Here is a 25,812-nt window from a genome sequence, read left to right on the forward strand (position 1 = left end):
ATGGTGCTTATGAAACCTGACGGTGAAATTGACTCATATATAAGCGGTAGTAAAAGCCCTTTTTCTTTAATAATTCTTCATGGGTGCCCTGCTCCCGGATCTCTCCCCCATCGATTACTACGATTTTATCCGCATCCCGTATGGTGCTTAAACGGTGGGCGATCACAAAACTGGTACGACCCTTCATCAAGTTGAGCATGGCTTGCTGAATATGTACCTCTGTACGGGTATCCACACTGCTGGTGGCTTCGTCCAGTATCAGTATGGCGGGATCTGCCAATATAGCCCGGGCAATAGCCAATAGCTGTTTCTGTCCCTGACTCAAGTTCCCGCCCTCCTCTGAGAGGATGGTATCATAACCCTGAGGCAATCGGCGTATGAATCCATCGGCATTGGCCAACCTGGCAGCTCTCTCAATCTCCTCTTCTGTTGCATCCAGACGGCCATAGCGAATATTCTCTCTCACAGATTCTGAGAATAGATAGGTATCCTGCAGTACAATACCCAGGGAGGTACGCAGCGCTGCTCTCTTGATATTTCGGATATCCTGTCCGTCAATCCTAATACATCCCTGATTTACATCATAAAACCGCATTAATAAATTAATAATCGTGGTTTTGCCTGCTCCTGTAGGCCCTACCAAAGCAATGGTCTGACCGGCTTTTACCTGGAGATTGATGTTTTTGAGCACCAAAACCCCCTCCTTATAAGCGAAAGAAACCCGATCAAAGTCTACTTCTCCAGCAATGGTTTCCAGCTTTATTGCATTTGGTGAATCTTCTGTTTCCGGCTCTTGATCCATAATCTGAAAAACTCTTTCGGCCGCTGCAATCGCCGACTGAATCATATTGAACTGATTGGCCAATTCATTGAGAGGGCGTGTAAACTGCTTGGCATAGCTGATAAAGCTGGCGATCGTTCCTACGGTTATGATTTCCTTTACTGTCAACCAGCCTCCTGCACCGGCCACAATGGCCAGACTTAGGTTATTGAGTACATTCATCAGGGGCGGAATTAAGCCAGAAAAGACCTGGGCTTTTATCCCTGCTTCCTTCAAATGAAGATTATGGGCATCAAACTTTTCTATGATATTTTTTTCTCTTGAGAATACCTTTACTACCCGCTGTCCTGAAATGGTCTCTTCAATGAGGCCATTTAATTCCCCCAGATTTTTCTGCTGTTCGGAAAAGTAATTTCTGGTCCTTCCTGCAATGAGCTTCGTACATATTGCCATAAGCGGTATGACAATAACACTGAGCAATGTCAACAGCGGACTAAGCCACAGCATAAATAGAAATGTACCTATAATGGTAATTCCGCTGGAAAAAACCTGGGTTGTACTGGTGTTTAAGGTGCTGCTGATGTTTTCAATATCATTGGTTAATCGGCTCATTAGTTCCCCGTGAGGCCTGCTGTCGAAAAAACTTAACGGTAGGGTTTGCAGCTTGCCGAACAGGTCATTGCGCATATGTAAAACGATATGCTGTGCCATTCCGATCATCCAGTAATTCTGCAGCCATGTACTTATGGCATTGAGTCCGTAAATCCCCATCATCAGCAGTGCAATCCATCTTAGTCCCTCAAAATCTCCCGGCAGTATATATCGGTCAATGGCCACGCCTATCAAATAGGGACCTGCCAGGTTTAACAATGCCCCCATCCATACAAGAGCAAATACGATAATAAGTGTTCTCCTCTGCCGATCCAAATAGTACCAGAGTTTTCTCAATGTTCCCTTGATGTCCTTAGCCTTTACAATGGGACCCATCACCATACCATGATGCCGATTGCCCATACCTGCCGGTCGTGCTCCCGACCATCTCCCTTCACTCACTGAGGAATCTCTTTCTGACTTGTTATTTCTCATGCTGGATTGCCCCCTCTCCCATTTGCGATTGATAGATATCCAGATAAATTTCACTGGTTTCCAACAACTGTTGATGGATACCCTCTGCCGCAATTCTGCCATCTTCTAAGATTAAAATCTTATCTGCATCCATTACAGAACTGATTCTCTGGGCAATCACAAAAATCGTCGGCTTTCTCTGCATTTGATTTAAGGCTGCTTGAATTTTTGACTCCGTGCCTAAATCTACTGCACTGGTACTGTCATCGAGGATGAGTATGGGAGGTTCCTTTAGTATAGCCCTTGCCAGGGCTAAGCGTTGCTTTTGCCCCCCAGAAAGATTCACACCCTTTTGTCCCAGCAATGTGTCATAGCCCTGGGGAAAACTCATAATAAACTCATGGGCCTGGGCCATCCGTGCAGCCCTTTCCATTTCTTCATCCGTCGCATCCTCTTTCCCCCAACGCAGATTCTCTCGAATGGAACCGGTAAACAGGATGGATTCCTGCAGCACAAATCCCACGGAACTTCTTAATCGCTCCAGAGGAATATTGCGCACATTCTGCCCATCAATCAGCACTGCCCCCTCTGTTGCATCGTATAGGCGTGGAATCAGGCTCACCAAAGTACTTTTCCCTGAGCCGATCCCACCCAGAATAGCAATGGTTTGTCCTGGTTCCGCAGTAAAACTGATATTCTTCAATATAGGTTCCCCTTTAGCATCACTGTAGCGAAAGCTGACATTTTCAAAAACTACTCTTCCTTGTTCAATAAAGCCTGGACTTTCTACAAATAGATCCTTCAGATCTACCTCTGTTTCCAGCACCTCTTGAATACGATCTGCGGAAGCTTTTGCTCTGGAAAACATAATAAAAATAATGGCCACCATCATGAGAGAAAACAAAATTTGAGTCATATAGCTAATAAAAGCAACCACTTCCCCTACTTGCATCTGCCCATTATTCACCTGAATGCCGCCAAACCAGATAATGGCCACAATGCTGAGATGCATGATCAGCATAATAAAAGGCATAGTCGATGCCATAATGCGTGATGCTTTTACGGTAACGTCCATCAATGCTTCATTAGCCGTACGAAATCTATCCTGTTCCAAGTCACTCCTTACGAAGGCCTTTATCACTCTAATCCCTGCCAGATTTTCCCGCATCACATCATTTACACGATCCAGTCTGGACTGCACCGCAGAAAACAAAGGAAAGCCTTTACGTGCCACAATGACCAGCACGAAGGCCATAATCGGAATGGCAATAAAAAGAATACTGGCTAACCGGGGGTTAATACTCACGGTCATAATAATGCCGCCTATGGATAAAAGGGGTGCCCGCACCATGATTCGCAAGGACATCATTACCATATTCTGTACCTGGGTAACGTCGTTAGTCATCCGGGTAATGAGGGAAGAGGTTTTAAACCGATCCAGGTTGGCAAAGGAAAAGCTCTGTATCTTCTTAAACAGTGCTGATCGCAAGTCTGCACCATAGCTTTGACTGGCGATCCCTGATGCAATAACGCACCCGAATCCTCCAGCCAGTCCTATGATGGCAATACCCACCATCCCTATTCCTGTCCTGATAATATAATCCACATCTCCCGCAGCAATGCCGCGGTCAATAATATTAGCCATGAGTATAGGCTGAATCAGGTCTGTGATTACTTCAACCATCATCAGCAGCGGCGCTAATGATGCAGCCTTCCAATAGGGCTTTAGATATGAAAATAATTTTCTCATGGAATATCCTCCCCTTGCTGTCTTTAGCTCATCATAAATCCATCGTACCCTGCTATCCATTATCTGTCAATCATGACCGTATTATGTTTCTTAGGGTTAAATTTTTTCCAAAATAAAATCTATCCTAATAAAAATACCTCTTGTCAATTACCAAGAGGTATTTTTATTAGGATAGATTATTCCAGTTCATTACCATTAGGTCAACAATCTATTTTATCTTTTCTTGATATATACTGCCTTCTGTTTGCATGGAAACTTTTATAGTAGGACTTGTCCATCCATACTTAAAACAGCAGCCATGATAATTATTCCCTTCCCCCTAAATCTCCCTAAATTATATGAACATCATTCCATTTTATTTTTTATAGAATGCCGCAAACTGTTTTGCATGCTCATCGACCATTTTCTCTATGGGTATGTCTGTGAAAGTATTATCTGTAAGAACATATATGGTGAAGGCTCCTAGCAAGCTATTGATAAGTGTCACTGCCATCAAATCTGGATTACCATTTATGATATCTTTTCGCTTCAATTCCCTAAAATAATCTGCTATTACTTTTTGAAATTCACGAGATAGCTTCAACTTGACAAACTGTGTCTCTCCATCAGGTAGTTTCATCTGAACTTTATACAACTTTTCATTCGTAAAACACAGCTCCATGAATTTACTAGATAGTATCTGTACATTTCCGCAAAAGTCATTTTCATCCAGCTGTTTTATCATTTCATCAAGATGGATTTCTCGTACATAATTTTGCGTAGTCTCCTGAAATAGATTTTCTTTTGTTTTAAAATGTCTAAAAATGGTTACTTCATTTACCTCTGCTTCACTAGCGATCTGGCTTGTAGTGGTCGAGTCATAGCCCTGCTCAGAGAATAGCTTTAGAGCTACATTCATAATCTTTGTTCTTGTATCATTCTTTTTATCCATGTTTAATCACCTATTTAAAGAATCAACTTTTACCTTCCATTTACATTTTTTAAAATTTAATTAAATTTTTTAGTATTTTCCAATTTCCACATAGGGTTTACCTATACTATTGACAAGCTCTTTTTTAAACTTAAAAAACCATTGATAAGTGATATAAATTCGTTTGGTTTTTCGTACATTGAGGCATGACCACAATTCTTTATTACCACAAATTTTGATCCTCTAATATGATTATGAATATATTCCTGTTCAAACCATGGTGTAACATAGTCATAATCTGATCCAACTACTAATGTATCTGCTTCAATTTCACACAACCTTTGCCTAATATCATATCCCTCTGAGCTAATAATGAGTCTAATCATAGCTTCTAAGAAATCTCTTGTAAACACACTGCCCAGTACCTTTTTACGGGTCTCCATCCATTGATAGTTTTCAGTATAAAACCATGGAGAGTATATATAGGGTATTGAAACATGATAAAAGACTTCTGGGTCAAAAGTTCTGGCAGCCCCTATCCAGCCTCTGCCGATGTCCTTTAGCCATGGAGTTGTATAACTTGTTGTATTAAATACCAGAAGCTTATTGATGTACTTCTGATATTTTATAGCAAATTGCAGCGCTATTTCTCCTCCATAGGATATCCCAAGGATATTTGCTTTTTGAATATTTAAATGGTCTATTAATGCCTTCAGCACCTCTACCTGCAGCTCGTGTGTATATTCATTATCAGAGAGCGCAGAGGATTTCCCTTGATCCAAAAAGTCAAACAATATGACTTTTTTGTCTTTAGATAATTGAGGCATGAATAATTGCCAGCTTAAGCAGCTCATCATAATACCATTTAATAATATAAGCGGTTCTCCCTCACCATAAATCTCATAATGTATTTTCTTATCGCCATACAGCATTTCTGGCATTTTATCACCTCTTATTTATTAATTAATCCGATTTTTACAGCTTCTCGATATAGTGCTTCCCTAAATTCGGGATGTGCAATATCGATGAGCTTCTTAACCCGGTCTCTAATAGATGTCCCTCTTAATGATGCTACCCCATATTCTGTAACAACATAATCAACATCATTTCTAGATAGAGAAACTGCAGCACCAGGTTTAAGCTGGGGTACGATTTTAGAAATCTCCATTCGTTTCCCTGTTTCTCCATCTTTAATGCTTGCAGTAGAATAAAGAGCTATAAAGGAGCGTCCGTTTTTTGCTCGCTGGGCACCGATAGCAGTATCTGCTTGACCGCCTGTCCCACTAAACTGAATTGAGCCTAGGGACTCTGAAGCGCATTGTCCTGTAAGATCTACCTCTATGGTTGTGTTGATAGAGACTTGGTTATCATTTTTCCCTATGATATATGGGTCATTTGTCCAGTGCCCATCTATAATCATTACAGATGGATTATTATCTACGAAATCATATAGTTCTTTAGTCCCCAATACAAATGCAGCAACAATCTTTCCTTTATTGAAATTCTTGTGTTTGCCGGTTATAACCCCTGCTTTGGCGAGCTTCATCATACCTGTAGTCATCATTTCAGTGTGAACGCCAAGGTCTTTTTTACTCATTAATGAAGCTGCAACGGCATTTGGTATACCTCCAATACCTAGCTGAATACAGTCACCATCATGAATATATTCAGAGATATATGCACCAATTTTTAAATCTTTTTCATTGGGCTCAGCATCTGGAAGTTCTGGTACATCATAGGATACTTCAATCATATAATCTATATCATTTACATGAACCTCTACATCCCCAAAAGTACGGGGAAGTTTTGGATTGATTTCTAGTATTACTAAATCTGCCGCTTCAATCATTCTTTTCTCATAAACATTGCTTAAAGATAGTGATACAAATCCATGCTGATCCGGCGGCGTCGCATTTCCTATATATACATTTGGTTTTGTATATGCAAGTCTCTTTGTAGCTGCTAAATGCAAGTGATTTGGAATGAATGAGATATTTCCATTTTTATGTGTCTTTCTCATATTACCTGTATAGAACCATCCCTCCATGTTAAAGGTGTTTTTATACTGGGCATTTGTAAAATACTCTGCATCTGCCATGGGTAAACACGTAGTTACTGTTATATTTTCCACATCACCTGCAATTTTGTGCAGATTAGACAGCATTTCTCTAGCTTCTGACGCAGCTAAACCCGTTACAATCATATCATTAGATTTAATTTTCTGTAAAGCAGTTTCAACTGAAATAATTTTATCTCTAAAATCCATGTAATCCCTCCCCCTTGTTACAAATTTTGCTTATGCCCGGCTGTTTGCAAAGGGCATCTTGCTTTAGGCTGCTTTGAAAACAGCCGAGCCCAATCATTTGATGAATCCTAATGAATACTAGTTACCCAATATTTCATCGATGCCTTTAAACCCGATATATGATTCCCATCCTGAGGCAGCACTAGGGTTCATTTTTGAAAGAGACATTTGCTGTGTTCCTAGTCTTTTTCCCTCTGAAAAATCAATTGTACCACCAAATGGATTTTGTATTGGAGCAGACTCAAGAGCGTTCATATAAGACTCCCAAGTTAGGTCGCCGTCAACACGCTTTAAGCCTTCTGTAAAGAAATGAGCTGCTATCCAGCCGGTCATAGCATATGCATTACTGCTTAAATCTTCTTTAGAGGTTTCCTTAATCCATTTTCTATAGTTTTCAATTTCTGGCTTGGACATATCTACCCATGCATTTCCAAAGATATCAAATTTACCGGCAATATCTGCTTTTACAGCTTCTGTCATACGTTGGTCTACATTAACGTAAGTTGTAATTGCTGGTTTATCCATTCCCTGTTTTGCAAGCTCTTTGACTATTTGTGGGAAAGTTCCCTGAATTGCAGCAATAATAACAACGTCTACATTTTCATCCTTCAGCTTTGTTACAGCAGCTGAAACGTTTTCTGCTCCAGGTGCAACCTGCTGCTCAATTACAACCAAATCACCCATGCTTTCAGCCTCTTGCTTGATACCTTTTAATAGGTCTTTTCCTGCATCATCATTTGTATAAATAACGCCTACTTTTGACCCTTTGAATTCTCCCTTTGCCCATGCCGCCATTATACGCCCTTCCATTGGATAAACCGGCTGTACAGGGTATATTCCTCGATCTTTTCCTGTAGCATTTTCATTATAAAGAATACCTGTACCTGTTGCAAAATATACTGCTGGTATGCCTGCTTCTTTAATATCATTTAGTGTAGCACCTACAATCGGTGTTCCGAAGTGACCCACCAGTGCAAATACTTTCTCATCATTGATCAATCGATCCAGAGCAGCTTTACCCTTTTCAGGATTAAACTCATCATCCTGATGTATGTATTCTATTTTACGGCCATTCACTCCCCCAGCTTCATTAACCATCTTAAAATATGCCTCTATTCCTGCTTTAAAAGGTACGCCCACTGGGGCTAAAGGTCCCGACGTAGCTGCACTATTTCCTACTTTTATTGTACTCTCTGTTACTCCTTGTGCTGTTTCCACTCTTCCTCCACATGCTGTTAAGAATACGGAAACTACTAAAAATGCTGCCATTATTAACAACAACTTTCTTTTCATTTTTCTCCCCCTCTTATATTTTTTTTATTAGCTTTATGTATAACAGCGTTACACATAATTAACGATTTTTAATGCCCTCCCAGGTAGGCTTCGATCAATCTTTTATCCTGAATCAACTCACTTGCTTTCCCTTCCATATTTATTTCTCCAACCTCTAACACATAGGCATAGTCGGCAATCTTTAAGGTTTGCAGCGCATTTTGTTCTACTATAAGGATCGTTGTTCCCTCTTTATTGATTTCTTTAACAATCTCAAATATATTCTGTACAATAAGCGGAGCTAGTCCAAGCGAAGGCTCATCCAGTAGAAGTACTTTTGGACTTGCCATCAATGCTCTGGCAATCGCAAGCATTTGCTGTTCTCCACCGCTTAGGGTCCCTGCCATCTGCTTTTCCCTTTCCTTGAGCCTGGGGAAATACTTATAAACTCTCTCATGATTTCGCTTTATCTCAGCCTTGCTTTTTACAGTAAAAGCCCCTATTCTCAGATTTTCTTCTACTGTCAAATCCGGAAATACCTGCCGCCCTTCCGGTGACTGTATAACCCCTAAGGCTGTAATCTTTTCTGCCGGAGTATTCGTAATGTCACTATTAAATAGTTTTATCCTTCCTCCCCGGGTAGCAACGATACCTGAGATTGCTTTCAGGGTAGTGGTTTTACCGGCGCCATTAGCCCCTAATAATGCTACAATACTTCCTGGTGGAACCTTAATATTTATCCCTTTTAAAGCCCTTATGTTTCCGTAGGATACCTCTAAATTTTCAATATCTAATGCCATCTGCACCATGTTACTCTTCCTTTCCTAGGTATGCTTCCTGAACTTCCTTATTCAATTGGATTTCTTTAGGAGTACCCTCAGCCAGCTTCTTACCAAAGTTAATTGCACATATACGATCACAAATATCCATTACCAGCCTCATATCATGCTCTACTAGCAGGATGCTGCACTTGTACTGATCTCTAATTAATTTAATAAGGTCTGCCAGTTTATTTGTTTCTGTGTCATTAAGCCCTGCCGCCGGTTCATCTAATATAATAAGTTTTGGATGTCCCATAAGCGTTCTCCCAAGTTCTATCTTTTTTAGTACCCCATAAGGCTGTCCGCTGGCCAGCTCATCCTTCTTATCTTTTAGTTCTAAAAATTCCAGAATGCCAAGTGCTTTTGCCCTCAACTCTGTTTCCTCTTTTACTGCACTTCTCAGCCTTAGGGCCTGTGAAATTATTCCAGTTTTGAATTCTATATGTGCCCCTATCAACAGATTGTCTATCAGGCTAAGCTCTTGTATAAGTTCAACATTTTGGAAGGTTCTTACAAGCCCCAGCTTTATGATATCATGGGTTTTTTTACCAACTAAATCCAGTACTTCCCCATCCTTTTTAGTGAAAAGCACCTGGCCTTCATTCGGTCTGTAAAACTGTGTAATGCAGTTGAATACTGTTGTTTTTCCTGCTCCGTTAGGGCCGATTAATCCATATATTTCTCTTTCATTTATAGAAAAACTAAGATTATCCACTGCTTTTAGCCCTCCAAAGGCTATTGATAAATTTTCAACACTTAAAATCTTTTTTTTATCCATCTTCGTTCACCTTTTCTTCTCATTTTTTAAAGGACACATCAGCTGCTTTTTTGCTGCGGATTGCTTTTTTTATATCACTGCCGAAGTATACAAGTCCCCTTGGATAGAATAACACTACTGTGATAATTAATATTCCAGTGAATATAAATGATAGGCCGTCTATGTTGCCGATTACCGGCAGTCGTTTTAAAACCAGCTCAGGAATTCCGAAGACAATAAAGGATCCTATAATCGATCCGCTTATGGTTCTCATACCACCTATTACAATAATGGCCAGAACCTGTAAAGACAGTGTCAGACTCCATGTGGACGGATAAGCAAATCTGATAAAGTGAACATACAGTACACCACCTAGTCCAGCATACAGAGTAGCTACTGCAAAAGCTATCAGCTTATATTTTAGAAGATTTATGCCCATGGCTTGCGCTGCTGCTTCACTTCCTCTCATGGTGAGTAAGGCCCTACCTGTAGGGGCATGGATGAAGTTATTGGTTAAAATCATAATAATGACTAGAATTACTGACATAAGTATAAACGTAAGGGCTCTATCCAGCTGTATCAAATTAAACAGTTTAGGATAGCTTGCACTTTTACCTGAAAATCCTCCTGTAATCACTTCAAATTCAATAAATACCTGTCTAAATATTTCTGCAACACCTAGGGTCGCAATGGCTAAGTAATAACCTTCTATCCTTAGGGAAATCAAGCCAATAATCAGTCCAATAACCAGTGGTATTGTAACGGATACAATCAACGAAATAATAAAGGGCACCTTCATATCATTGGTTAGGTAAGCGGATATGTAAGCTCCTAATCCCATAAAGCCTGCCGTTCCAAGAGATATTAATCCTGAATATCCCAGCAGCACATTTAAGCCAATACCTACTATTGCATAAAATATTATCGTTCCAAAGATCGTTACCGTAGCGCTGCTTATTAATCCAAAGGATTGGAGCATAGGTGTAAGGCATAGTGCAATTCCAAACAATATATATTTTCCATAAACGCTATTGATCATGTTTTTCATTCTGCTTCGCTTCCCCCTTCCTACACCTTCTTTATAATCCTCTTGCCAATAATTCCATTTGGTCTGAATACCATAAACCCAAGTATCAAAGTATATAAGATCGCATCACCCCATGTAGAGGATACATAATATACCAGCATATTCTTGCTCAGCCCTATAATATAAGCCCCGATTACCGGGCCATAGAAGGTTTGAAATCCGCCCAATACACAGGCTATCAACGCATTGATCTGGACATTATCCATCATAGAAATATTTACTGTAATAGCCGGAGCCAGCATCAGCGCGGATAGTGTTCCCAAGGCCGCAGCAACTGCCCATGCCCCCATGGTTACAGTCTTGGTAGGTACGCCCATTAGTCTGGCGGTCTGCTCATTTGAAGCTGTAACACGTACTGCGAGTCCCCATTTTGTTTTCTGTAGAAAGTAAAATAATGAAAGCATAATCGCTATACCTATACCTATATTTAAAAATGCATTGTGGGTAATGGATGCACTGACCATCTCCAATGTCCCGGATTGAATAAACCGGGGAAATGATAAGGGGCTCGTTCCAAAAACCATCGGTGCTACTCCAGATAATAGCATTATAAGACCAAAGGTTATGATTTGCTTAGATAGGGGTGAAATATTTTTTGCCCTTCTCATAATGATTAGGTCTATTACCACACCGGTAGTAAAAGCTGAGATCATACCAACGACTGCAGCGACTAATGGCGAAATATTGTTTGACATAAGAAAAATAGTTGCCACAAAGGCATTAAACATACCTAACGAGCCTTGTGCAAAATTCGTGGTTTTACTGGTTCTGAAAATAATAATAATTCCCAGCGCCGCAAGGGCATATACACTCCCTGTTTCCAAACTGCTGAACAACAATTGTAAAAAAGTCGACATCTAATTCCACTCCCCCCAACGAATAACGTTAGCCGCCCATACATAGCCTATTCCGGCTGCGATCATAAGGATAACAGAACCATCCTTTACTTTTCCCGCATCAAGTGCCAGCTTAAGAGATAAAATCTGATCTACTTGACCCATATGCCCATAAGAAGAGAGATATATTGACTGTTCTTCTTTTAGGCCCAGCTCTTTTAGCATATAATCATGCATTGACCTTTTAAAATGTAGTACGGCCAAATAATCAATATCTTTTCTAGTCATTTTTGATTTTTCCAGAGCCCGATCTATGCAGGTAAACCAATTAGGCAGTGAAACTTCGTTCAGCCTATTTTTCATATGCTCTGGCTCCATTACACGAAGGGATTTATAAGCCAGTTCCAGATTTTTTTCTGTTATGAGGTTGGCAATCCCGCCAATTTCTACGCCTGCATCCCTTGCAAGGGACCCGTCTGCAATGATATGAGACTCCAATAATATGTTTTTGCCGCAATTCTTTTTTAGAATTAATGCGCCTGCACCTGCGGACAGATTATACATCATAGACATGTCCGTATCTGTGTAATCTACAAAATCCCCGTTTCTGTATCCCCCGACAATCATGATTGTATTAATCTCATCATCAGCGATCAGCATATCCTTTGCCATTTTCATAGCTGAAACTGTGGTACAGCATCTATTCTGCACGTCTATACCCCAAGCATTCTCTGCTCCTATTCGATTTTGGATGTATAAGGCAGAGGTTGTTAAGGGGTACTCCTTCCATTCTTCCCCCATGCATAGGATTACATCAATATCCTTTGGTGAGATATCTGAATTGTTTAAAGCATCCAGAGCAGCAAGCGCCCCCATTTCTTGTGTTCCATCTCTTTCTCCTGGTATCGTTTTCCGGATGATCCCGAGCTTATGTATGACCGCGTCTTCGCTCCATACACCTTTTGTTGCTTCAGATATCTCTTTTGCAGTCATGATATTTTTAGGTATATAAAGTCCAATCCCTACAATTCCAACATTTTTTTCTATTTCCATTGTTATCCCCCCTACTAACAAATGACCTCATTATCAATGCAATGCGTGCAAGTAATTACTTGCTTTTATTTTATCATCTTTTTCTTAGTTGTCAATACTTTTTGAAATCTTGTAATATTAGATTTATTTTATCAGTGATTCCGCTGCTGTTCAGTTGTCAGCCTAGCTTCTCCATATTGTCCTTTGTGTGGCCTACTAAAAAAGCACACGCAATGTGCTTCGCTAGGGGAACCTAGTTCCCCTTCGACGGCTGCAAAGCAGCCTGAGCACCCCTCTTACAGCAGCAGGGGATTTCATCCCCTACAACCCCTCTTTTTATATAATAGGAAAGCAGAACTTTCCTATTATATAAAAAACCAGCCGATTGTCTTATACACAATCGGCTGGTTCCAAGCTCTACTCTGTTATTCAATTACGCTCTGAATGAATATCTCTAATCCTGCTTCATTTTCTTTTCTTCTTTCCCTTAGGTGATGTCTTTGCTTCCCTGCGAAGCTTTGACCTGGATACATGGAATACCCCGGCCAGCAAAAGACTCAGTGAGATTTCAAGCAGTCCTCCCGGTCTTCCCAACTGAATGGAAAAAATAATGTAAGCGCCCACAGCACTAATCGTAAACACAATCCAACGCATCTTAAATTCTCCTTGGAAAAAATGATTTGATAAGTCATCTTCTATCCTATTCGATTTATATCCCCTGCTATTATTTATTGTCTTAGACTTTATCCAATAAAGTAATATTATCCTTATGATAGTTTAAGAAAGCCCAATCCTCAGCCTCTCCATATAAGCATTCCTCTACCGCCAGTTTTCCCTTGCTTTCCAGTACCTTCTTAAGATAATGGATTCTAGCATCGATGGCATGATGAATTTGGTCTTTCCCTAGGATCGGCCTCCCATGGGGCAGGATCAGCTGCTTTAAATCCAGGAATTTTAATCTTTCAAGGCTGTCTATATGTTCCTGATAATCTCCATCCCTGCACAGATAAGGCAGCGCAGGTCTGTCGTCGGAAGCCTGCATCACTAAGTCCCCGCAATGGGCTATTTCCTTATTGATCACCGTAATCAGACTGCATTTGCAATGCCCCGGTGCATGAAAAAATGAAATATGAAAGGGGCCAAAATTCTGTTCATTCTGATCCTTTACCAATCTATTGGGTTTGAGATAGGTGTTTTCCGGGTCCCATATTTCACTGCATTTTTGATAGTTTTCTTCATAATGCATGCTACAGGACAGGTTCGCTTTTTCAAAAACATGGGCTCCGGCAGCATGATCGGGATGATAGTGAGACAATATGATCTCATCCGGTGTGATTCCTTCCTGATGTAGCAACTCCAAAACCCTGCTTGCCTGCTCCGGATACGCCGTATCAATCAGCAAGGCTCGTTTTCCATCTACCAGCACAGTTATATTTACATCCATCAGCGACTTGTCTTCGTCTTCTACAAAAATATACTGTCTGATTCCTTCTGCAATGGCAATCATTTCCTTCATGGCTCTCCTCCTGTATTCATTTTCTCTTCAATGCTAATTCAGCCTATCCTTCATGATTTCTACAAACAACAGAGCCATCTCAGGATCAAATTGACTCCCTGCACAGCGTAGTATTTCCATTAACGCCCTATCGTATGATTATTTGGACATATGCTGACTTTTTCCTGTTTTTTGTATTGCTTTTATTCGTTTCACTACAAAATAAAAGCCTCCTATCTTGGTGAAGATAAGAGGCTGGTTTTCTAACTGACCTATAATATTTTTCTCAGTTTTTCTGCTTCAAACTGCTTTAAGGACTTAATATTGCCCTGATCTACACAGACCAGTTCTACCATTTGATCCTTTACATTCATTACTCTACCTTTGATTTTTGTTCCAATAACATTTACCGGTGCTTTTTTGACAAGGTCTTTAAAATTCGTTGATTGACAGTAACTGCATTCTCCGTTAAAAGCAGCGATCCTTCTGCAATCCATACAATAATGCAAGTTTTTCATACACATAACCCCCATTTTTAGTAAGTTGAATTAGAAGTCTTTCTTCGCATCGGTTTTGAATACAACCATACTATGTATATTATAGAAAATTAAGAAAATTCCTCTAAATTTTTAATATTTTTTTAACTTTTTTTACGCTCATATCTTTCATTTTACCTCCATAATGATTACCCTGAACTTTCCTGTTTTTTTTAACAAATTTCTCTTTGAATCGGCGGCTATCTCGTATATAATCTATTATGTATGTTTTCACAAAATCACAGCATGTACTTTCAAGTAATTTGATCTTACAGTCAACTGATATATAAAAAGGAAAGGAGCCCGCAATGAGTATCTTAACCGTAAAAAATCTTAGCCACGGTTTCGGGGACCGAGCTATCTTTAACAATGTATCCTTCCGCCTACTAAAAGGTGAGCATATTGGTCTCATTGGGGCCAATGGTGAAGGAAAATCGACCTTTATGAATATCGTAACGGGAAAACTAGAACCTGATGAGGGAAAAATTGAGTGGGCAAAGCGTGTCCGTGTGGGATACTTAGACCAGCACACCGCTTTGGAAAAAGGAATGACCATCCGGGATGTACTCAAGGGTGCATTCCAGTATTTATTTGATCTGGAAGCAGAAATGAATCAAATATGCGACAAGATGGCAGATGCTTCTCCAGAGGAGTTGGAACGCCTGTTGGAAGACATGGGTACCATTCAGGATCTTTTGGATAATAATAATTTCTACATTATCGATTCTAAAGTAGAAGAGATCGGCAGAGGTTTAGGCCTGGAGGACATCGGCCTGGATAAGGATGTGAATGATCTCAGCGGCGGTCAGAGAACGAAGGTATTATTGGCTAAGCTTTTGTTAGAGAAGCCGGATATTTTGCTGTTAGACGAGCCTACCAACTACCTGGATGAACAGCATGTAGAATGGCTGAAGCGTTATCTGCAGGAATATGAAAATGCATTTATACTGATTTCCCATGATATCCCCTTCTTAAATAGTGTAATCAATCTGATCTATCATATGGAAAACCAGGAATTAAACCGATATGTAGGAGACTATAACAACTTCCAGCAGGTTTACGAAGCGAAAAAGCAGCAACTGGAATCTGCCTATAAAAAGCAGCAGCAGGAAATTGCCGAGTTAAAAGATTTCGTAGCGCGAAACAAAGCACGGGTAGCTACAAGAAACATGGCAATGTCCCGACAAAAGAAGCTGGATAAGATGGATGTAATCGAACTGGCAAGGGAGAAACCGAAGCCTGAGTTTAATTTTAAAGAAGCCCGTGCCTCTGGAAAGCTGATCTTTGAAACAAAGGACCTTGTAATTGGTTACGATGATCCTTTGACAAAGCCCCTTAACCTTCGTATGGAAAGAGGTCAGAAGATCGCATTAACGGGTGCCAACGGTCTTGGAAAAACCACATTACTGAAGAGTATTTTAGGACTTATCCCTTCCCTATCCGGTTCCGTAGAGCTGGGTGAATACCTGTACATCGGTTATTTCGAGCAGGAAATCAAGGAAGCTAACTACAATACCTGTATTGAAGAGGTGTGGAAGGACTTCCCCGCCTACAGCCAGTATGAGGTAAGGGCTGCCCTTGCAAAATGCGGTCTCACGACGAAGCATATTGAAAGCAAGGTTCTGGTACTCAGCGGTGGGGAACAGGCGAAGGTAAGACTGTGTAAGCTGATCAACAAAGAATCCAATTTATTGATCCTGGATGAGCCTACCAACCACTTGGATGTAGATGCAAAAGAAGAGTTAAAACGAGCTTTAAAAGCGTATAAAGGCAGTATTTTGCTGATCTGCCACGAGCCGGAATTCTATCGGGATGTAACTACAGATGTCTGGAACTGTGAATCCTGGACGACAAAGAATATATAGAAGTAATAGAAAAAAATTCGAACCTATTCAAAGAATTTTTCAGAAAAATCATAAATCCTGTTGACCTGACTACAGCTTTATAGTTTAAGATGACATTGTATCAATTCTATAGTAAAGGAATGAGATTCAATGTTTCATCGGCTATTTATCAATAAAGATTTCTTTTTGCTTTGGACGGGAAAAATCGTCTCTCAAATAGGGGATCGCTTCTATGGCATCGCCTTGGCCTGGTGGCTTTTGGAAAAGACCCAGTCTCCAATGATCATGGGTTTTTTCATGGCAGCATCTGTACTGCCGGGTTTAGCGATTGGCCCCTTCGCCGGCGTATTTATCGACCGCTGGAATCGCAGGAATATCATTATTCTGGCGGATGTGCTGAGAGGTATCCTTGTCCTAATGGTTGCCCACCTATCTTACTGCAATCAGCTAAGGGTGTGGCAGATCTTTGCGGCGGCTGTCATGATCTCCCTTGCCTCCGCTTTCTTTGATCCGACGGTTCAGGCAGTAGTTCCCCAAATTGTCCCTGAGGAACATATTTCCCGGGCCAACTCCCTCAGTCAAATGGTAAGCTCTTCAAGTATGGTTCTCGGTCCTGTGTTGGGTGCAGTCTTTGTAAATTATATGGGATTTACTCTGGTTTTCCTAATCAATGGCATTTCTTATCTTCTATCTGCTTTCTTTGAAAGCTTCATTCATGTTCCTTCTGCGGAATCTATGGCAGCAAAAGACAAAAACTCGATTCTGTCTGAGCTCCAGCAAGGACTGCGGTTTATCAAGCTGCAAAGACAGCTGTTGCTGGTGGTATATATTATTGGCCTTGTCCATCTGTTTGTAGGCAGCTTACAGGTTTCTTTGCCCTTTATTGCAAAAGCGTTGTCGGGGAATCCGCTGCAGCATATGGGCTACTTGCAGATGATGCTGGGACTGGGCATGCTTCTCGGTGCAGTTTATATTCATGCAAAGGTAAAGAAGATCATTCATACCAAATCCCTTTTCCTGGTGATTTTGCTAATCGGTGTTTGCTACATGCTCCTGGGTATGCTTCGATTCATAGATCTTCACATCTTTTTCCCCTATGGGCTGCTAGTATTTTGCATCGGCATTCTCATTGCAAATGCCTCTATTTACTGGGAAACCCTGCTTCAGCTAAATACACCGCCTTCTATGACCGGTAGAGTTTTCAGTATATCCTCGATGATTGGAAATATTACGCTGCCTATTTCCTATGGTATTTCCGGTATCGTACTCAATCACTTATCCCTTGTTTCAGTAATGATTTTTTCTGGTGCAGCTCTATTGCTTATTGGCACTCTTTTGCTGCAAAATGATATTTAAATGAACCCCCGAGGTGTCAACTTAACCTCGGGGGTTCTACCCTAACACTCCTTATATTCTATTCGTATGCCTTCCCCTGCCCCTTTCTCAATTAATTTCTTTTTTTTACGGTTTTCTTTGCTTTCCAACAAGACGTCAAAATCATAATCCTCGGGATACAGCTCTTCGCCGCCGATATAGAGTGACAGCCGTTTATGATTGATCTTAAACTTCTTCTTCATTACCATTACAACTACTTCGCCCCTGTTGTTTTCGGCTTCACAGACAATCCCTGTACGGTCCATGGTGCTGACATACACGCAGTCGCCTACTTTGAACCGCTGCCTGGTTTCTTGCTTTTTGGCAGCGGCCCGGTGTCCCGGCTCCTCCAGTCTTTCTTGGACCGACTCCTGTCGAACTGTTGCTATACTGCTTTCCACCATAGGCGTACTATCTGATTCCTCTAGAGAATAGCTCTTCTCTTCTTTATAGGTGATCTGATGGGCCCGTTCAATCAATCCTTTTTCCATCCCCAGCTTTAAGGCGATCAGAAAAGCGTTGCTTTCTCCTGCCTTCCCAATGCTTAAGCGGTACATTGGTTTTAGGGTTCTAATGTCAAACTCCATGCATCCATTGATAAAACCTTTTTGCTTAAGGGCAAAGTCTTTGATTTCACTGTAATGGGTCGTGGCCAGTATGGTTGCTTCCTTTCTGTACAACTCCTCCAGCACCGCAGTACCGATACCCATCCCTTCTCCCGGATCTGTTCCTGCCCCTACCTCGTCTAGTATCACCAGGGTATGCTTATTGGCTTTGGCCAGGATGCTGATGATGTTTTTGACATGGGCGGAAAAGGTGCTCAAGTTCTGTTCAATGCTCTGACCGTCACCGATATCTGCAAGGATATCGGTGAATACTGCAAAGCTGCTGCCCTCCTCCACCGGTACATGGAGCCCCGATTGGATCATCATGGTAAGCAGTCCGACGGTTTTTAGCACCACGGTCTTTCCTCCTGTGTTAGGCCCCGTAATAATGAGGCTTCGATAGCTGTTTCCAATAGTAAAGTCCAATGGTACTGCATCGTTTCCCAGAAGGGGATGGCGTCCCTGATTGATCTGAATAAATTGATGATCGTTGACTGCAGCACTTCTGCCATCGATGGCTTTGCTGAATTTACCTTTGGCAAAGAGTAAGTCATAGTGAATCATGGTCTCCATATTGATGGAAATTTCCCGCTGGTATTGAAATACATAACCGGTTAGGGCAGCCAAAATTCTATAGACTTCTTTTTCTTCTTCAAAGCGCAGGGTATTCAACTCATCCTGAAGCTTTTTGACTTCTGCAGGTTCAACAAATACCGTTGACCCGCTGCCCGAAGTATCCAGCACATTTCCCTCGATATTTCTCTTGTATTCACTTTTTACAGGAATCACATATCTGCCGTCTCTTTGACTGACGGTTTGACTCTGCATGTATCCGCTGTAGGCGCTGCCTTTGAGGTAATGATCCAGCTTGCTTCGGATTTTTCCTTCTACAAGAGTGATTCTTTTTCTGATCTTGGCCAAGTCACTGCTTGCCCGGTCATCTACCTGCCCTCGGACTATGCATCGGTCAATTTCCTCTGTGACCGCTTCAAGCTCCGCAATAGACAGGGCATATTTGCTGATATTGGGTCCTGCATGCTCCTTATCCTTCATAAATCTTTTAAGTCTTCTGCCCTCCCGCATAAAGCCCGATAGCATCTCCAATTCTTCCGGAGAGAGAATAGCACCCTTCTCTAACCCTGCCCTCAGCTTTGTCATACCTTTTAGGCTGTGTAATGGGATGCTGGATGTAATGTTGACAATAGCCCTTGCTTCCGTTGTCTCTCTTAATAGTCTTTCAATGGTTGGAAGATCTGCATAGGGCTGCAGTTTATCAATCATCTCTTGCGCTGCCTCTGAAAGGGCAAAGCCTTTTAATTGTTCTTTGATTTTTACGTATTCCATCAATTCCATAGCATTTTTGTTCATTTTAAATCTCTCCATTCTTTTTTTATGCAGGTTCCTCCTTTATCTCACCGGCAACATATTTACACCTCCACTGAATAGGAAAATAGAAAAAGGCAGCAAATGAACACAGTTCACCCGCGGCCTTAATCATATCTGTAGGATTTATAGACATAAAAATACCGTGCAGAGCACGGTAGAAATCGCATATTTGCCAATGACAAAAACATCGGTTCATAAAGGCGGCTATTTCGTGTTCTTTAACTAACAGCGGTTGAAGGGTACGCCAAATAAACCTGGTCTTCCAGGCTTTTGCCCACTTCTACAACCACTCTATTGAATTTGTTAGTTAAGAACAAACTCACTCATCAAATAAACCCCTTTATTCTGTACTAGTAATATTTTACAACATAAGCAGGATAAGATCAATAGATAGGATGTTCAATTCTTACAGAAATATACCTGTTTTTGAAGGATTTATCCCATAAATAAAATTAATGAAGCCCCCTCAGAAATATCGCTGCTAACATTTTAAAGGAGATTTCAAATCTATCTAGAAAACTAAGATAAAACCTTTCTATAAATTCTTAAGGAGGCTTGAGGAAAATGCATCAAGAACGTATAAAAAAGGTATTGTCGGCAATGGAACAGCAGCATTTAGCTCAGCTGGTCATCACAGATCCTGCATCCATATTCTATTTGCTGGGAAAATGGATTCACCCTGGCAAGCGTATGCTGGCTCTTTATCTAAATCTCGAAGGAAATCACAAATTATTTATTAATGAACTTTTTCCTGTATTTGAGGATCTTGGAGTAGAGAAAGTCTGGTTTAAGGATACGGATCAGCCGATTTCCCTGCTGGCCCAGCATCTCATGGATGAAAATGTGGTAGGCATTGACAAAAGCTGGCCAGCCCAATTTCTGCTGGAGCTGATGGAACAAAAACCCGACTGCAGCTATGTCAACTGTTCTCCTATTATCGATAGTATTCGTGCCGTAAAGGACCTTCAGGAAATAGAATGGATGCGTCAGGCATCCCGCCTGAACGATCAGGCAATGGCAAACATCCAAAAAGTCATTTCTCCAAAGTATACAGAAAAACAAATGACACAGCAGTTGTTGGAAATATACGAGCAGCTGGGAACCCAAGGCCCCTCTTTTGATCCGATTATTGCCTACGGCGCTAATGGGGCCGATCCCCACCACAGTCCCGATCATGCTGCACTAAAGCCAGGTGACAGCATTATTATCGACATCGGCTGTAAAGCCTCCTCCTACTGTGCAGATATGACACGAACAGTTTTCTATCAATCTGCCTCAGAAGAAGCAGTAAAGGTTTATCATATCGTTAAAGAAGCCAATGCCCGGGCCATTGCTGCAGTAAGGCCGGGAGTACGCTTTTGTGACATTGATGCCGCTGCCCGAAGTTACATAGAGGAACAAGGCTACGGTAAATATTTTACCCATCGCACAGGCCATTCTATTGGTATCGAGGTCCACGATTTTGGAGATGTTTCTGCAGTTAATACCAACCCTGTAGTGCCGGGAATGATCTTTTCCATTGAACCGGGCATCTATCTGCCTGGAAAGTTTGGTGTTCGAATCGAGGATTTGGTAATGGTCACGGAGGATAGCTGCGAGGTATTGAATCAGTTCAGTAAAGAGTTAAAAATTATTGAATAGGTTTGGGAACAAAGTACAAGGGCTTTCTATCCATATATTGTAGGAATTAATGCTGCAGTGGGGAGATAAATTCTATGATAAAATATTCTCTGAAACAGTATAAGAAGATCATCCTTATAAAGGGAGTTAAGATAGGAATAAGCCTATGAAGAAATTCAAAAAACAAAGGTGAATTGAACAAAGATAGCATATATCAATCAATGCAGCACACGTTCATTCTATATGTCCCATAAAATATTACCCCTTTATAAAAAGGGGCAATCATCTATTTTAACTTCAATTTTGCCAATGCTTCGGCCAGTGCCGTATTGATCGGCTCTTCCTGTGCTTTTTTCTGCTGGTTCAGATACTTAGACACATCCTTCTTGGACACCTTGCTGCTGTCCTGCTTTTTCCGTTCCTGGAAGGCCGAAAGCTTTTCTCGATGACCACAGGGGCAGACAAATATCTGGCCTTCCCCTTCTCCCCGCAGCTCCAGCTTTTTATGGCAGTTTGGACACCGGGCATTGGTAACGGTGGCAAGACGCTTTCGATGTCCGCATTCCCGATCCTGGCAAACCAGCATCTTCCCTTTTTTTCCCTTTACCTCCAGCATGTACTTGCCGCACTCCGGGCACTTTGTCTTGGTAAGATTGTCGTGGCGGAAGTTTTCTTCACTGCTTTTGATCTCCTGTACCACTTCCTTGGCATAACCTCTCATCTCCTGAAGGAAATGATCCTTCTTCAGAGCCCCTTTCGCTATGGAACCTAATTTCTGCTCCCATTGGGCCGTCAAGGCTGGGGATTTAAGATCCTCCGGTACCAGCTCTAATAGCTGTTTGCCCTTAGAGGTGATCCAGATATCCTTACCCCGTTTTTCAATCAAAAAGCTATTAAACAGCTTTTCAATAATATCCGCCCGGGTGGCCACAGTGCCTAGGCCGCCGGTTTCGCCGATGGTTTTAATCAATTCTTTATCCTCTCCTGCCATATATTTTACCGGGTTTTCCATAGCGGAAAGCAAGGTTCCCTCATTGAAGGGGGCTGGGGGCTTGGTCTGTCCCTTTGTCTGTGCAAGGTTCGTAATATGGAGCTGATCACCCTGGTTTACAACAGGCAGAAGCTGTTCTGCAATCTCCTCTTTTTGCTCCTCTTCCTCAAACTGATTTCCATAGACTTCCTTCCAGCCCTGGGCAATCACCCTTTTCCCTTTTGCAATAAACCGTTCTTCACCGATTGCAGCCCTAACCGTGGTTTGTTCATATTCAAAGGGTGGGTAAAGCACAGCCAAAAATCGTTTTACAACTAGATCATATATCTTTCTCTCCTGATCATTCAAATCTCCCAGAAATGATGGCTGTTCCGTGGGAATGATGGCATGATGATCGGAAACCTTACTATCATCAACGAAGCCTTTGTTAACCTTTATTGGCTGTCTTAAGAGCTTTCCCCCTATCGCTGCATAGGGTCCCACACTGCAGCCCTTGATCCTGTCTTTTAAGGTGTCTACGATATCTGATGAAAGATATCTAGAGTCTGTCCTCGGATAGGTCAAAAGCTTATGGTGCTCATAGAGTTTTTGCATAATAGAAAGGGTTTCCTTGGCTGAGTAGCCGAAGATCCGATTGGCATCTCTTTGAAGCTCCGTCAGATCATAAAGCTGTGGGGCATAGCTTTTCTTATGAACCTTATCCACCTCAGCCACCCGAGCATCTTTTCCCCTTAGTGACGTTAGTATTCTATCTACCTTTTCCTTATCAAAGCTCTTGATGTCCTTTGACTGCCTATCCTGCCAGATCAGCTTCAGCTTCCCCGCATCTGCAGTAATACCATAAAAGACCTTTGGTTGGAAATTCTGAATCTCCTGTTCCCGCTTCCCAATGATGGCTAAGGTAGGTGTCTGTACTCTGCCGCAGGACAACTGAGCATTATATTTGCAGGTCAAGGCTCTGGTTGCATTAATGCCTACCAGCCAATCAGCCTCTGCCCGGGCTACTGCTGAAGCATAGAGATTCTCATATTCTTTTCCCTTTCTCAGTTTTTGAAAGCCTTCCCGGATAGCCTTGTCGGTAACAGAGGAAATCCAAAGCCTTTTAATGGGCTTCTTAATCTGTGCTTTTTCGATGATCCATCGGGCTACCAGCTCTCCCTCCCGCCCTGCATCGGTAGCGATGACGATTTCATGGACATCCTTTCTGCTCATTTGCTCCTTAACGATATGATACTGCTTACCGCTCTCCTTAATCACCACAAGCTTCAGATGCTGGGGCAGCATAGGCAGATCTTCTATTTTCCAGGCAGCATACTTTTGATCATAGACCTCCGGATCTGCCAGGGTTACCAAATGTCCCAATGCCCAGGTAACAATGTACTTTTCTCCCTCAAAATACCCGTTTCCCTTCTTTGTACAATTTAAAACTCTGGCGATATCCCTTCCAACAGAAGGTTTTTCTGCCAGCACCACAATTTTACTCATATTAACAATCCCTTCTAATGGACTAGAAAAAAGTTGATCAATAAAGCAGTCCCAATGGCAAAAATTCTACTCACATTGATGAGGATAAAATTCTTTACAGATAATGCAAAAGTATCCTTTTTTGTCTGGGTCTCATCAAAGATCTTTAGATTCTTTCTGACAGGCATCAATGTTAGCAGCATCAATAGAGAAATGACCGGTTCTACTCCTACCACCAGCAGCAGCAGGATATCTATATAGGTAATATAGTACAGGGCCTTGAATAACTTCAGTGCTTTTTCCTTCCCTATATAGATCGGCAGCGTATACCGCTTATTCTCCATATCATCTTCTATATCACAAATATTATTGGCCAGCATGATATTGGCAATCCCCATGATTGCAGGCACTGAAATAAGGAAGAGATATACTAGTTCAATGATATTCATCTCCAGACGCAGCATCCCATTGCTGTAAAATAACGTGATGATGTTCTGATCATAGATATGAATGTAGGTAGAAACAAATACGATGACAAAGCCCATGAAAAGCCCGGAAAAAATTTCTCCTAGAGGCATCCTGGATATGGGTACCGGCCCAAAGGAATACAGTATGCCCACCATAAAGGAGACCACCCCTAACAGCAGTACCACTATATTGGTATTTAAGTATAACAGAAAACCCATAATGACGGCAATAGCTAACAAAATGCCAATGACCCCTATAACGGTGGATTCCTTCAGCTTGTATTTTACGATGGCATTATGGCTTTCATAGTTAAATCCATAGGTTTTAATGGCTTTCTTATAGTCCATATAATTGTTGATTGCCGTGGTAACCATATCGAAGGCCAGTAAGGAAATAAACATCAATAGAAAGTTCTTCCCGTTAAACTGCTGAAACCGATATAATGCGTACAAGCTTCCCAGAGAAAATGGAATCATGCTGGCAGCCTTTGTTTGAATCTCTACTAATTTTAAAAAGCTATTGAGTGACATTCATAAGTCCTCCTTTTGTTTGCGATTGCATTATCCATTAGTCTATTTAATATTTATCACAACAGAATCATTATTGTCAACCGATGGGCGTCACAGCCTGCCCCCTAGATCCATGCTTTTCTCCTGACCAGTCTTCTCTATCCTCAACTTCCACTCCTGCCATCCGCATGAGATAAAGAGCGTTGCGTGTAGTGGATATACTCGGCCGCAGCTTATAATCAAAGTAGATTTGATTGTCCTTGTAATGCTCCTGAAAATGATAGTTTTTTACTGCTCCATGACTCTCCCTTTCTAATTCACCCAATTCCAGATCATGCGTAGAGACTAACCCAATGGCTCCATTATCGTAAAGCTGCCGGATTAACAGCTTAGCACCCATGTGGCGATCATGGGAATTGGTGCCTTTAAAGATTTCATCCAGTAGGAAAAGTACTTGTCCTTCCGTTTTTGTAGCTTCAACGATCCTTTTAATTCCCAGCAGTTCTCCGTAGAAGGAAGAAATACTTTTTTCCAGATTATCACTGATTCTCATAACCGTATAAATTTTGAAAATAGAGCATTCCACCTGAATTATTCATGAAGATCTAAAAAATGAATTTAGACCCTCAAAATTGAGTTTTATCAGTTTTAAAAATCTATATAAAGGAAAAAGTTCCTAAAAAAGGGTAGACTTATCCCGTAATAGTTGTTTTTGGGTTATTTTTCCCGTTTTGAAATTGCCAAGGTTCACTGTTTTTGCTATTCAAACTTTGGGAGTCGCCTTATGTTTTCAAAGGTTTCGTAGAATTCCTCTTTATATGGGCAGCTGCTACAAAGTTTGAATGTAATATATCTTGCTGATCGGATTATCTTTGATGCAATCTTGATCAACTTTAAGCGGATG

The 25,812-nt window shown here is 41.3% G+C and carries 22 protein-coding genes; 3 read left to right on the forward strand and 19 right to left on the reverse strand.

From position 1 onward, the window contains the following. Positions 1-7 precede the first annotated feature (7 nt). From BUB56_RS04605 to BUB56_RS04670, 14 genes are all read right to left on the reverse strand, one after another. Complete coding sequence (locus BUB56_RS04605) at positions 8-1,867, reverse strand: ABC transporter ATP-binding protein (RefSeq protein ID WP_207650396.1); 1,860 nt, start codon at positions 1,865-1,867, stop codon at positions 8-10. Beyond that, positions 1,857-3,596, reverse strand: a complete 1,740-nt coding sequence (locus BUB56_RS04610) for an ABC transporter ATP-binding protein (protein ID WP_110940200.1) — start codon at positions 3,594-3,596, stop codon at positions 1,857-1,859. Before BUB56_RS04610 ends, BUB56_RS04605 begins: the two co-directional genes overlap by 11 nt. A 355-nt stretch (positions 3,597-3,951) precedes the next feature. Further along, entirely contained in the window at positions 3,952-4,527 is a 576-nt protein-coding gene (locus BUB56_RS04615) for a TetR/AcrR family transcriptional regulator (RefSeq protein ID WP_110940201.1), read from the reverse strand. A gap of 101 nt (positions 4,528-4,628) precedes the next feature. After that, positions 4,629-5,447 (reverse strand): alpha/beta fold hydrolase, encoded by an 819-nt coding sequence (locus BUB56_RS04620; protein ID WP_110940202.1) that lies wholly within the window; start codon positions 5,445-5,447, stop codon positions 4,629-4,631. A gap of 11 nt (positions 5,448-5,458) precedes the next feature. Continuing rightward, the gene (locus BUB56_RS04625; RefSeq protein ID WP_110940203.1) at positions 5,459-6,772 is read right to left on the reverse strand and encodes an acetyl-CoA hydrolase/transferase family protein; all 1,314 of its coding nucleotides are present in this window, start codon (positions 6,770-6,772) and stop codon (positions 5,459-5,461) included. A 117-nt stretch (positions 6,773-6,889) separates the two neighbouring features. Beyond that, on the reverse strand, positions 6,890-8,104 hold the full coding sequence (locus BUB56_RS04630; RefSeq protein WP_110940204.1) for an ABC transporter substrate-binding protein: 1,215 nt from the start codon (positions 8,102-8,104) through the stop codon (positions 6,890-6,892). Positions 8,105-8,172: 68 nt separating this feature from the next. After that, positions 8,173-8,892 (reverse strand): ABC transporter ATP-binding protein, encoded by a 720-nt coding sequence (locus BUB56_RS04635; protein WP_110940205.1) that lies wholly within the window; start codon positions 8,890-8,892, stop codon positions 8,173-8,175. 1 nt (position 8,893) lies between these two features. After that, complete coding sequence (locus BUB56_RS04640) at positions 8,894-9,682, reverse strand: ABC transporter ATP-binding protein (protein ID WP_110940206.1); 789 nt, start codon at positions 9,680-9,682, stop codon at positions 8,894-8,896. Positions 9,683-9,701: 19 nt separating this feature from the next. Then, entirely contained in the window at positions 9,702-10,709 is a 1,008-nt protein-coding gene (locus BUB56_RS04645; RefSeq protein WP_110940207.1) for a branched-chain amino acid ABC transporter permease, read from the reverse strand. Positions 10,710-10,729: 20 nt separating this feature from the next. Then, the gene (locus BUB56_RS04650; protein WP_110940208.1) at positions 10,730-11,605 is read right to left on the reverse strand and encodes a branched-chain amino acid ABC transporter permease; all 876 of its coding nucleotides are present in this window, start codon (positions 11,603-11,605) and stop codon (positions 10,730-10,732) included. Then, complete coding sequence (locus BUB56_RS04655) at positions 11,606-12,637, reverse strand: 3-oxoacyl-ACP synthase (protein WP_110940209.1); 1,032 nt, start codon at positions 12,635-12,637, stop codon at positions 11,606-11,608. Positions 12,638-13,081: 444 nt separating this feature from the next. Next, positions 13,082-13,270 (reverse strand): hypothetical protein, encoded by a 189-nt coding sequence (locus BUB56_RS04660; RefSeq protein WP_110940210.1) that lies wholly within the window; start codon positions 13,268-13,270, stop codon positions 13,082-13,084. A gap of 82 nt (positions 13,271-13,352) precedes the next feature. Further along, positions 13,353-14,132 carry an MBL fold metallo-hydrolase gene (locus BUB56_RS04665; RefSeq protein ID WP_110940211.1) on the reverse strand — a complete coding sequence of 260 codons (780 nt, stop codon included), beginning with the start codon at positions 14,130-14,132 and terminating at the stop codon, positions 13,353-13,355. A gap of 251 nt (positions 14,133-14,383) precedes the next feature. Further along, positions 14,384-14,629 (reverse strand): hypothetical protein, encoded by a 246-nt coding sequence (locus BUB56_RS04670; RefSeq protein ID WP_242946222.1) that lies wholly within the window; start codon positions 14,627-14,629, stop codon positions 14,384-14,386. A gap of 326 nt (positions 14,630-14,955) precedes the next feature. Between BUB56_RS04670 and BUB56_RS04675 the strand changes: the two genes are divergently transcribed. Continuing rightward, the gene (locus BUB56_RS04675; protein ID WP_110940213.1) at positions 14,956-16,512 is read left to right on the forward strand and encodes an ABC-F family ATP-binding cassette domain-containing protein; all 1,557 of its coding nucleotides are present in this window, start codon (positions 14,956-14,958) and stop codon (positions 16,510-16,512) included. A gap of 129 nt (positions 16,513-16,641) precedes the next feature. Further along, positions 16,642-17,847, forward strand: a complete 1,206-nt coding sequence (locus tag BUB56_RS04680) for an MFS transporter (RefSeq protein WP_110940214.1) — start codon at positions 16,642-16,644, stop codon at positions 17,845-17,847. 41 nt (positions 17,848-17,888) lie between these two features. Here the strand turns inward: BUB56_RS04680 and BUB56_RS04685 are convergent, their stop codons facing one another. After that, positions 17,889-19,838, reverse strand: coding sequence for an endonuclease MutS2 (locus tag BUB56_RS04685; protein ID WP_207650397.1), 1,950 nt, complete (start codon positions 19,836-19,838; stop codon positions 17,889-17,891). A gap of 582 nt (positions 19,839-20,420) precedes the next feature. Between BUB56_RS04685 and BUB56_RS04690 the strand changes: the two genes are divergently transcribed. Next, positions 20,421-21,497 carry a M24 family metallopeptidase gene (locus BUB56_RS04690; RefSeq protein WP_110940216.1) on the forward strand — a complete coding sequence of 359 codons (1,077 nt, stop codon included), beginning with the start codon at positions 20,421-20,423 and terminating at the stop codon, positions 21,495-21,497. A gap of 265 nt (positions 21,498-21,762) precedes the next feature. Here the strand turns inward: BUB56_RS04690 and BUB56_RS04695 are convergent, their stop codons facing one another. The 4 genes from BUB56_RS04695 to BUB56_RS04710 form a co-directional block, all read right to left on the reverse strand. Next, entirely contained in the window at positions 21,763-23,952 is a 2,190-nt protein-coding gene (locus tag BUB56_RS04695) for a DNA topoisomerase III (protein ID WP_110940217.1), read from the reverse strand. 14 nt (positions 23,953-23,966) lie between these two features. Then, on the reverse strand, positions 23,967-24,929 hold the full coding sequence (gene menA / locus BUB56_RS04700; protein WP_110940218.1) for a 1,4-dihydroxy-2-naphthoate polyprenyltransferase: 963 nt from the start codon (positions 24,927-24,929) through the stop codon (positions 23,967-23,969). 76 nt (positions 24,930-25,005) lie between these two features. Continuing rightward, the gene (locus BUB56_RS04705) at positions 25,006-25,494 is read right to left on the reverse strand and encodes a MutS-related protein (RefSeq protein WP_330392553.1); all 489 of its coding nucleotides are present in this window, start codon (positions 25,492-25,494) and stop codon (positions 25,006-25,008) included. A gap of 173 nt (positions 25,495-25,667) precedes the next feature. Then, a partial coding sequence (locus BUB56_RS04710) for a transposase (RefSeq protein WP_190014205.1) occupies positions 25,668-25,812 on the reverse strand: 145 nt, incomplete at its 5' end.

Source organism: Geosporobacter subterraneus DSM 17957, from assembly GCF_900142145.1.
GTDB classification, from domain to species: Bacteria; Bacillota; Clostridia; order Peptostreptococcales; family Thermotaleaceae; genus Geosporobacter; species Geosporobacter subterraneus.

Excerpts from the sequence above, each read along its gene's own strand:
- BUB56_RS04605 (WP_207650396.1), bottom strand. The coding sequence starts at position 1,867 with ATGAGAAATAACAAGTCAGAAAGAGATTCCTCAGTGAGTGAAGGGAGA.
- BUB56_RS04610 (WP_110940200.1), bottom strand. The coding sequence starts at position 3,596 with ATGAGAAAATTATTTTCATATCTAAAGCCCTATTGGAAGGCTGCATCA.
- BUB56_RS04615 (WP_110940201.1), bottom strand. The coding sequence starts at position 4,527 with ATGGATAAAAAGAATGATACAAGAACAAAGATTATGAATGTAGCTCTA.
- BUB56_RS04620 (WP_110940202.1), bottom strand. The coding sequence starts at position 5,447 with ATGCCAGAAATGCTGTATGGCGATAAGAAAATACATTATGAGATTTAT.
- BUB56_RS04625 (WP_110940203.1), bottom strand. The coding sequence starts at position 6,772 with ATGGATTTTAGAGATAAAATTATTTCAGTTGAAACTGCTTTACAGAAA.
- BUB56_RS04630 (WP_110940204.1), bottom strand. The coding sequence starts at position 8,104 with ATGAAAAGAAAGTTGTTGTTAATAATGGCAGCATTTTTAGTAGTTTCC.
- BUB56_RS04635 (WP_110940205.1), bottom strand. The coding sequence starts at position 8,892 with ATGGTGCAGATGGCATTAGATATTGAAAATTTAGAGGTATCCTACGGA.
- BUB56_RS04640 (WP_110940206.1), bottom strand. The coding sequence starts at position 9,682 with ATGGATAAAAAAAAGATTTTAAGTGTTGAAAATTTATCAATAGCCTTT.
- BUB56_RS04645 (WP_110940207.1), bottom strand. The coding sequence starts at position 10,709 with ATGAAAAACATGATCAATAGCGTTTATGGAAAATATATATTGTTTGGA.
- BUB56_RS04650 (WP_110940208.1), bottom strand. The coding sequence starts at position 11,605 with ATGTCGACTTTTTTACAATTGTTGTTCAGCAGTTTGGAAACAGGGAGT.
- BUB56_RS04655 (WP_110940209.1), bottom strand. The coding sequence starts at position 12,637 with ATGGAAATAGAAAAAAATGTTGGAATTGTAGGGATTGGACTTTATATA.
- BUB56_RS04660 (WP_110940210.1), bottom strand. The coding sequence starts at position 13,270 with ATGCGTTGGATTGTGTTTACGATTAGTGCTGTGGGCGCTTACATTATT.
- BUB56_RS04665 (WP_110940211.1), bottom strand. The coding sequence starts at position 14,132 with ATGAAGGAAATGATTGCCATTGCAGAAGGAATCAGACAGTATATTTTT.
- BUB56_RS04670 (WP_242946222.1), bottom strand. The coding sequence starts at position 14,629 with ATGAAAAACTTGCATTATTGTATGGATTGCAGAAGGATCGCTGCTTTT.
- BUB56_RS04675 (WP_110940213.1), top strand. The coding sequence starts at position 14,956 with ATGAGTATCTTAACCGTAAAAAATCTTAGCCACGGTTTCGGGGACCGA.
- BUB56_RS04680 (WP_110940214.1), top strand. The coding sequence starts at position 16,642 with ATGTTTCATCGGCTATTTATCAATAAAGATTTCTTTTTGCTTTGGACG.
- BUB56_RS04685 (WP_207650397.1), bottom strand. The coding sequence starts at position 19,838 with ATGAACAAAAATGCTATGGAATTGATGGAATACGTAAAAATCAAAGAA.
- BUB56_RS04690 (WP_110940216.1), top strand. The coding sequence starts at position 20,421 with ATGCATCAAGAACGTATAAAAAAGGTATTGTCGGCAATGGAACAGCAG.
- BUB56_RS04695 (WP_110940217.1), bottom strand. The coding sequence starts at position 23,952 with ATGAGTAAAATTGTGGTGCTGGCAGAAAAACCTTCTGTTGGAAGGGAT.
- menA (WP_110940218.1), bottom strand. The coding sequence starts at position 24,929 with ATGTCACTCAATAGCTTTTTAAAATTAGTAGAGATTCAAACAAAGGCT.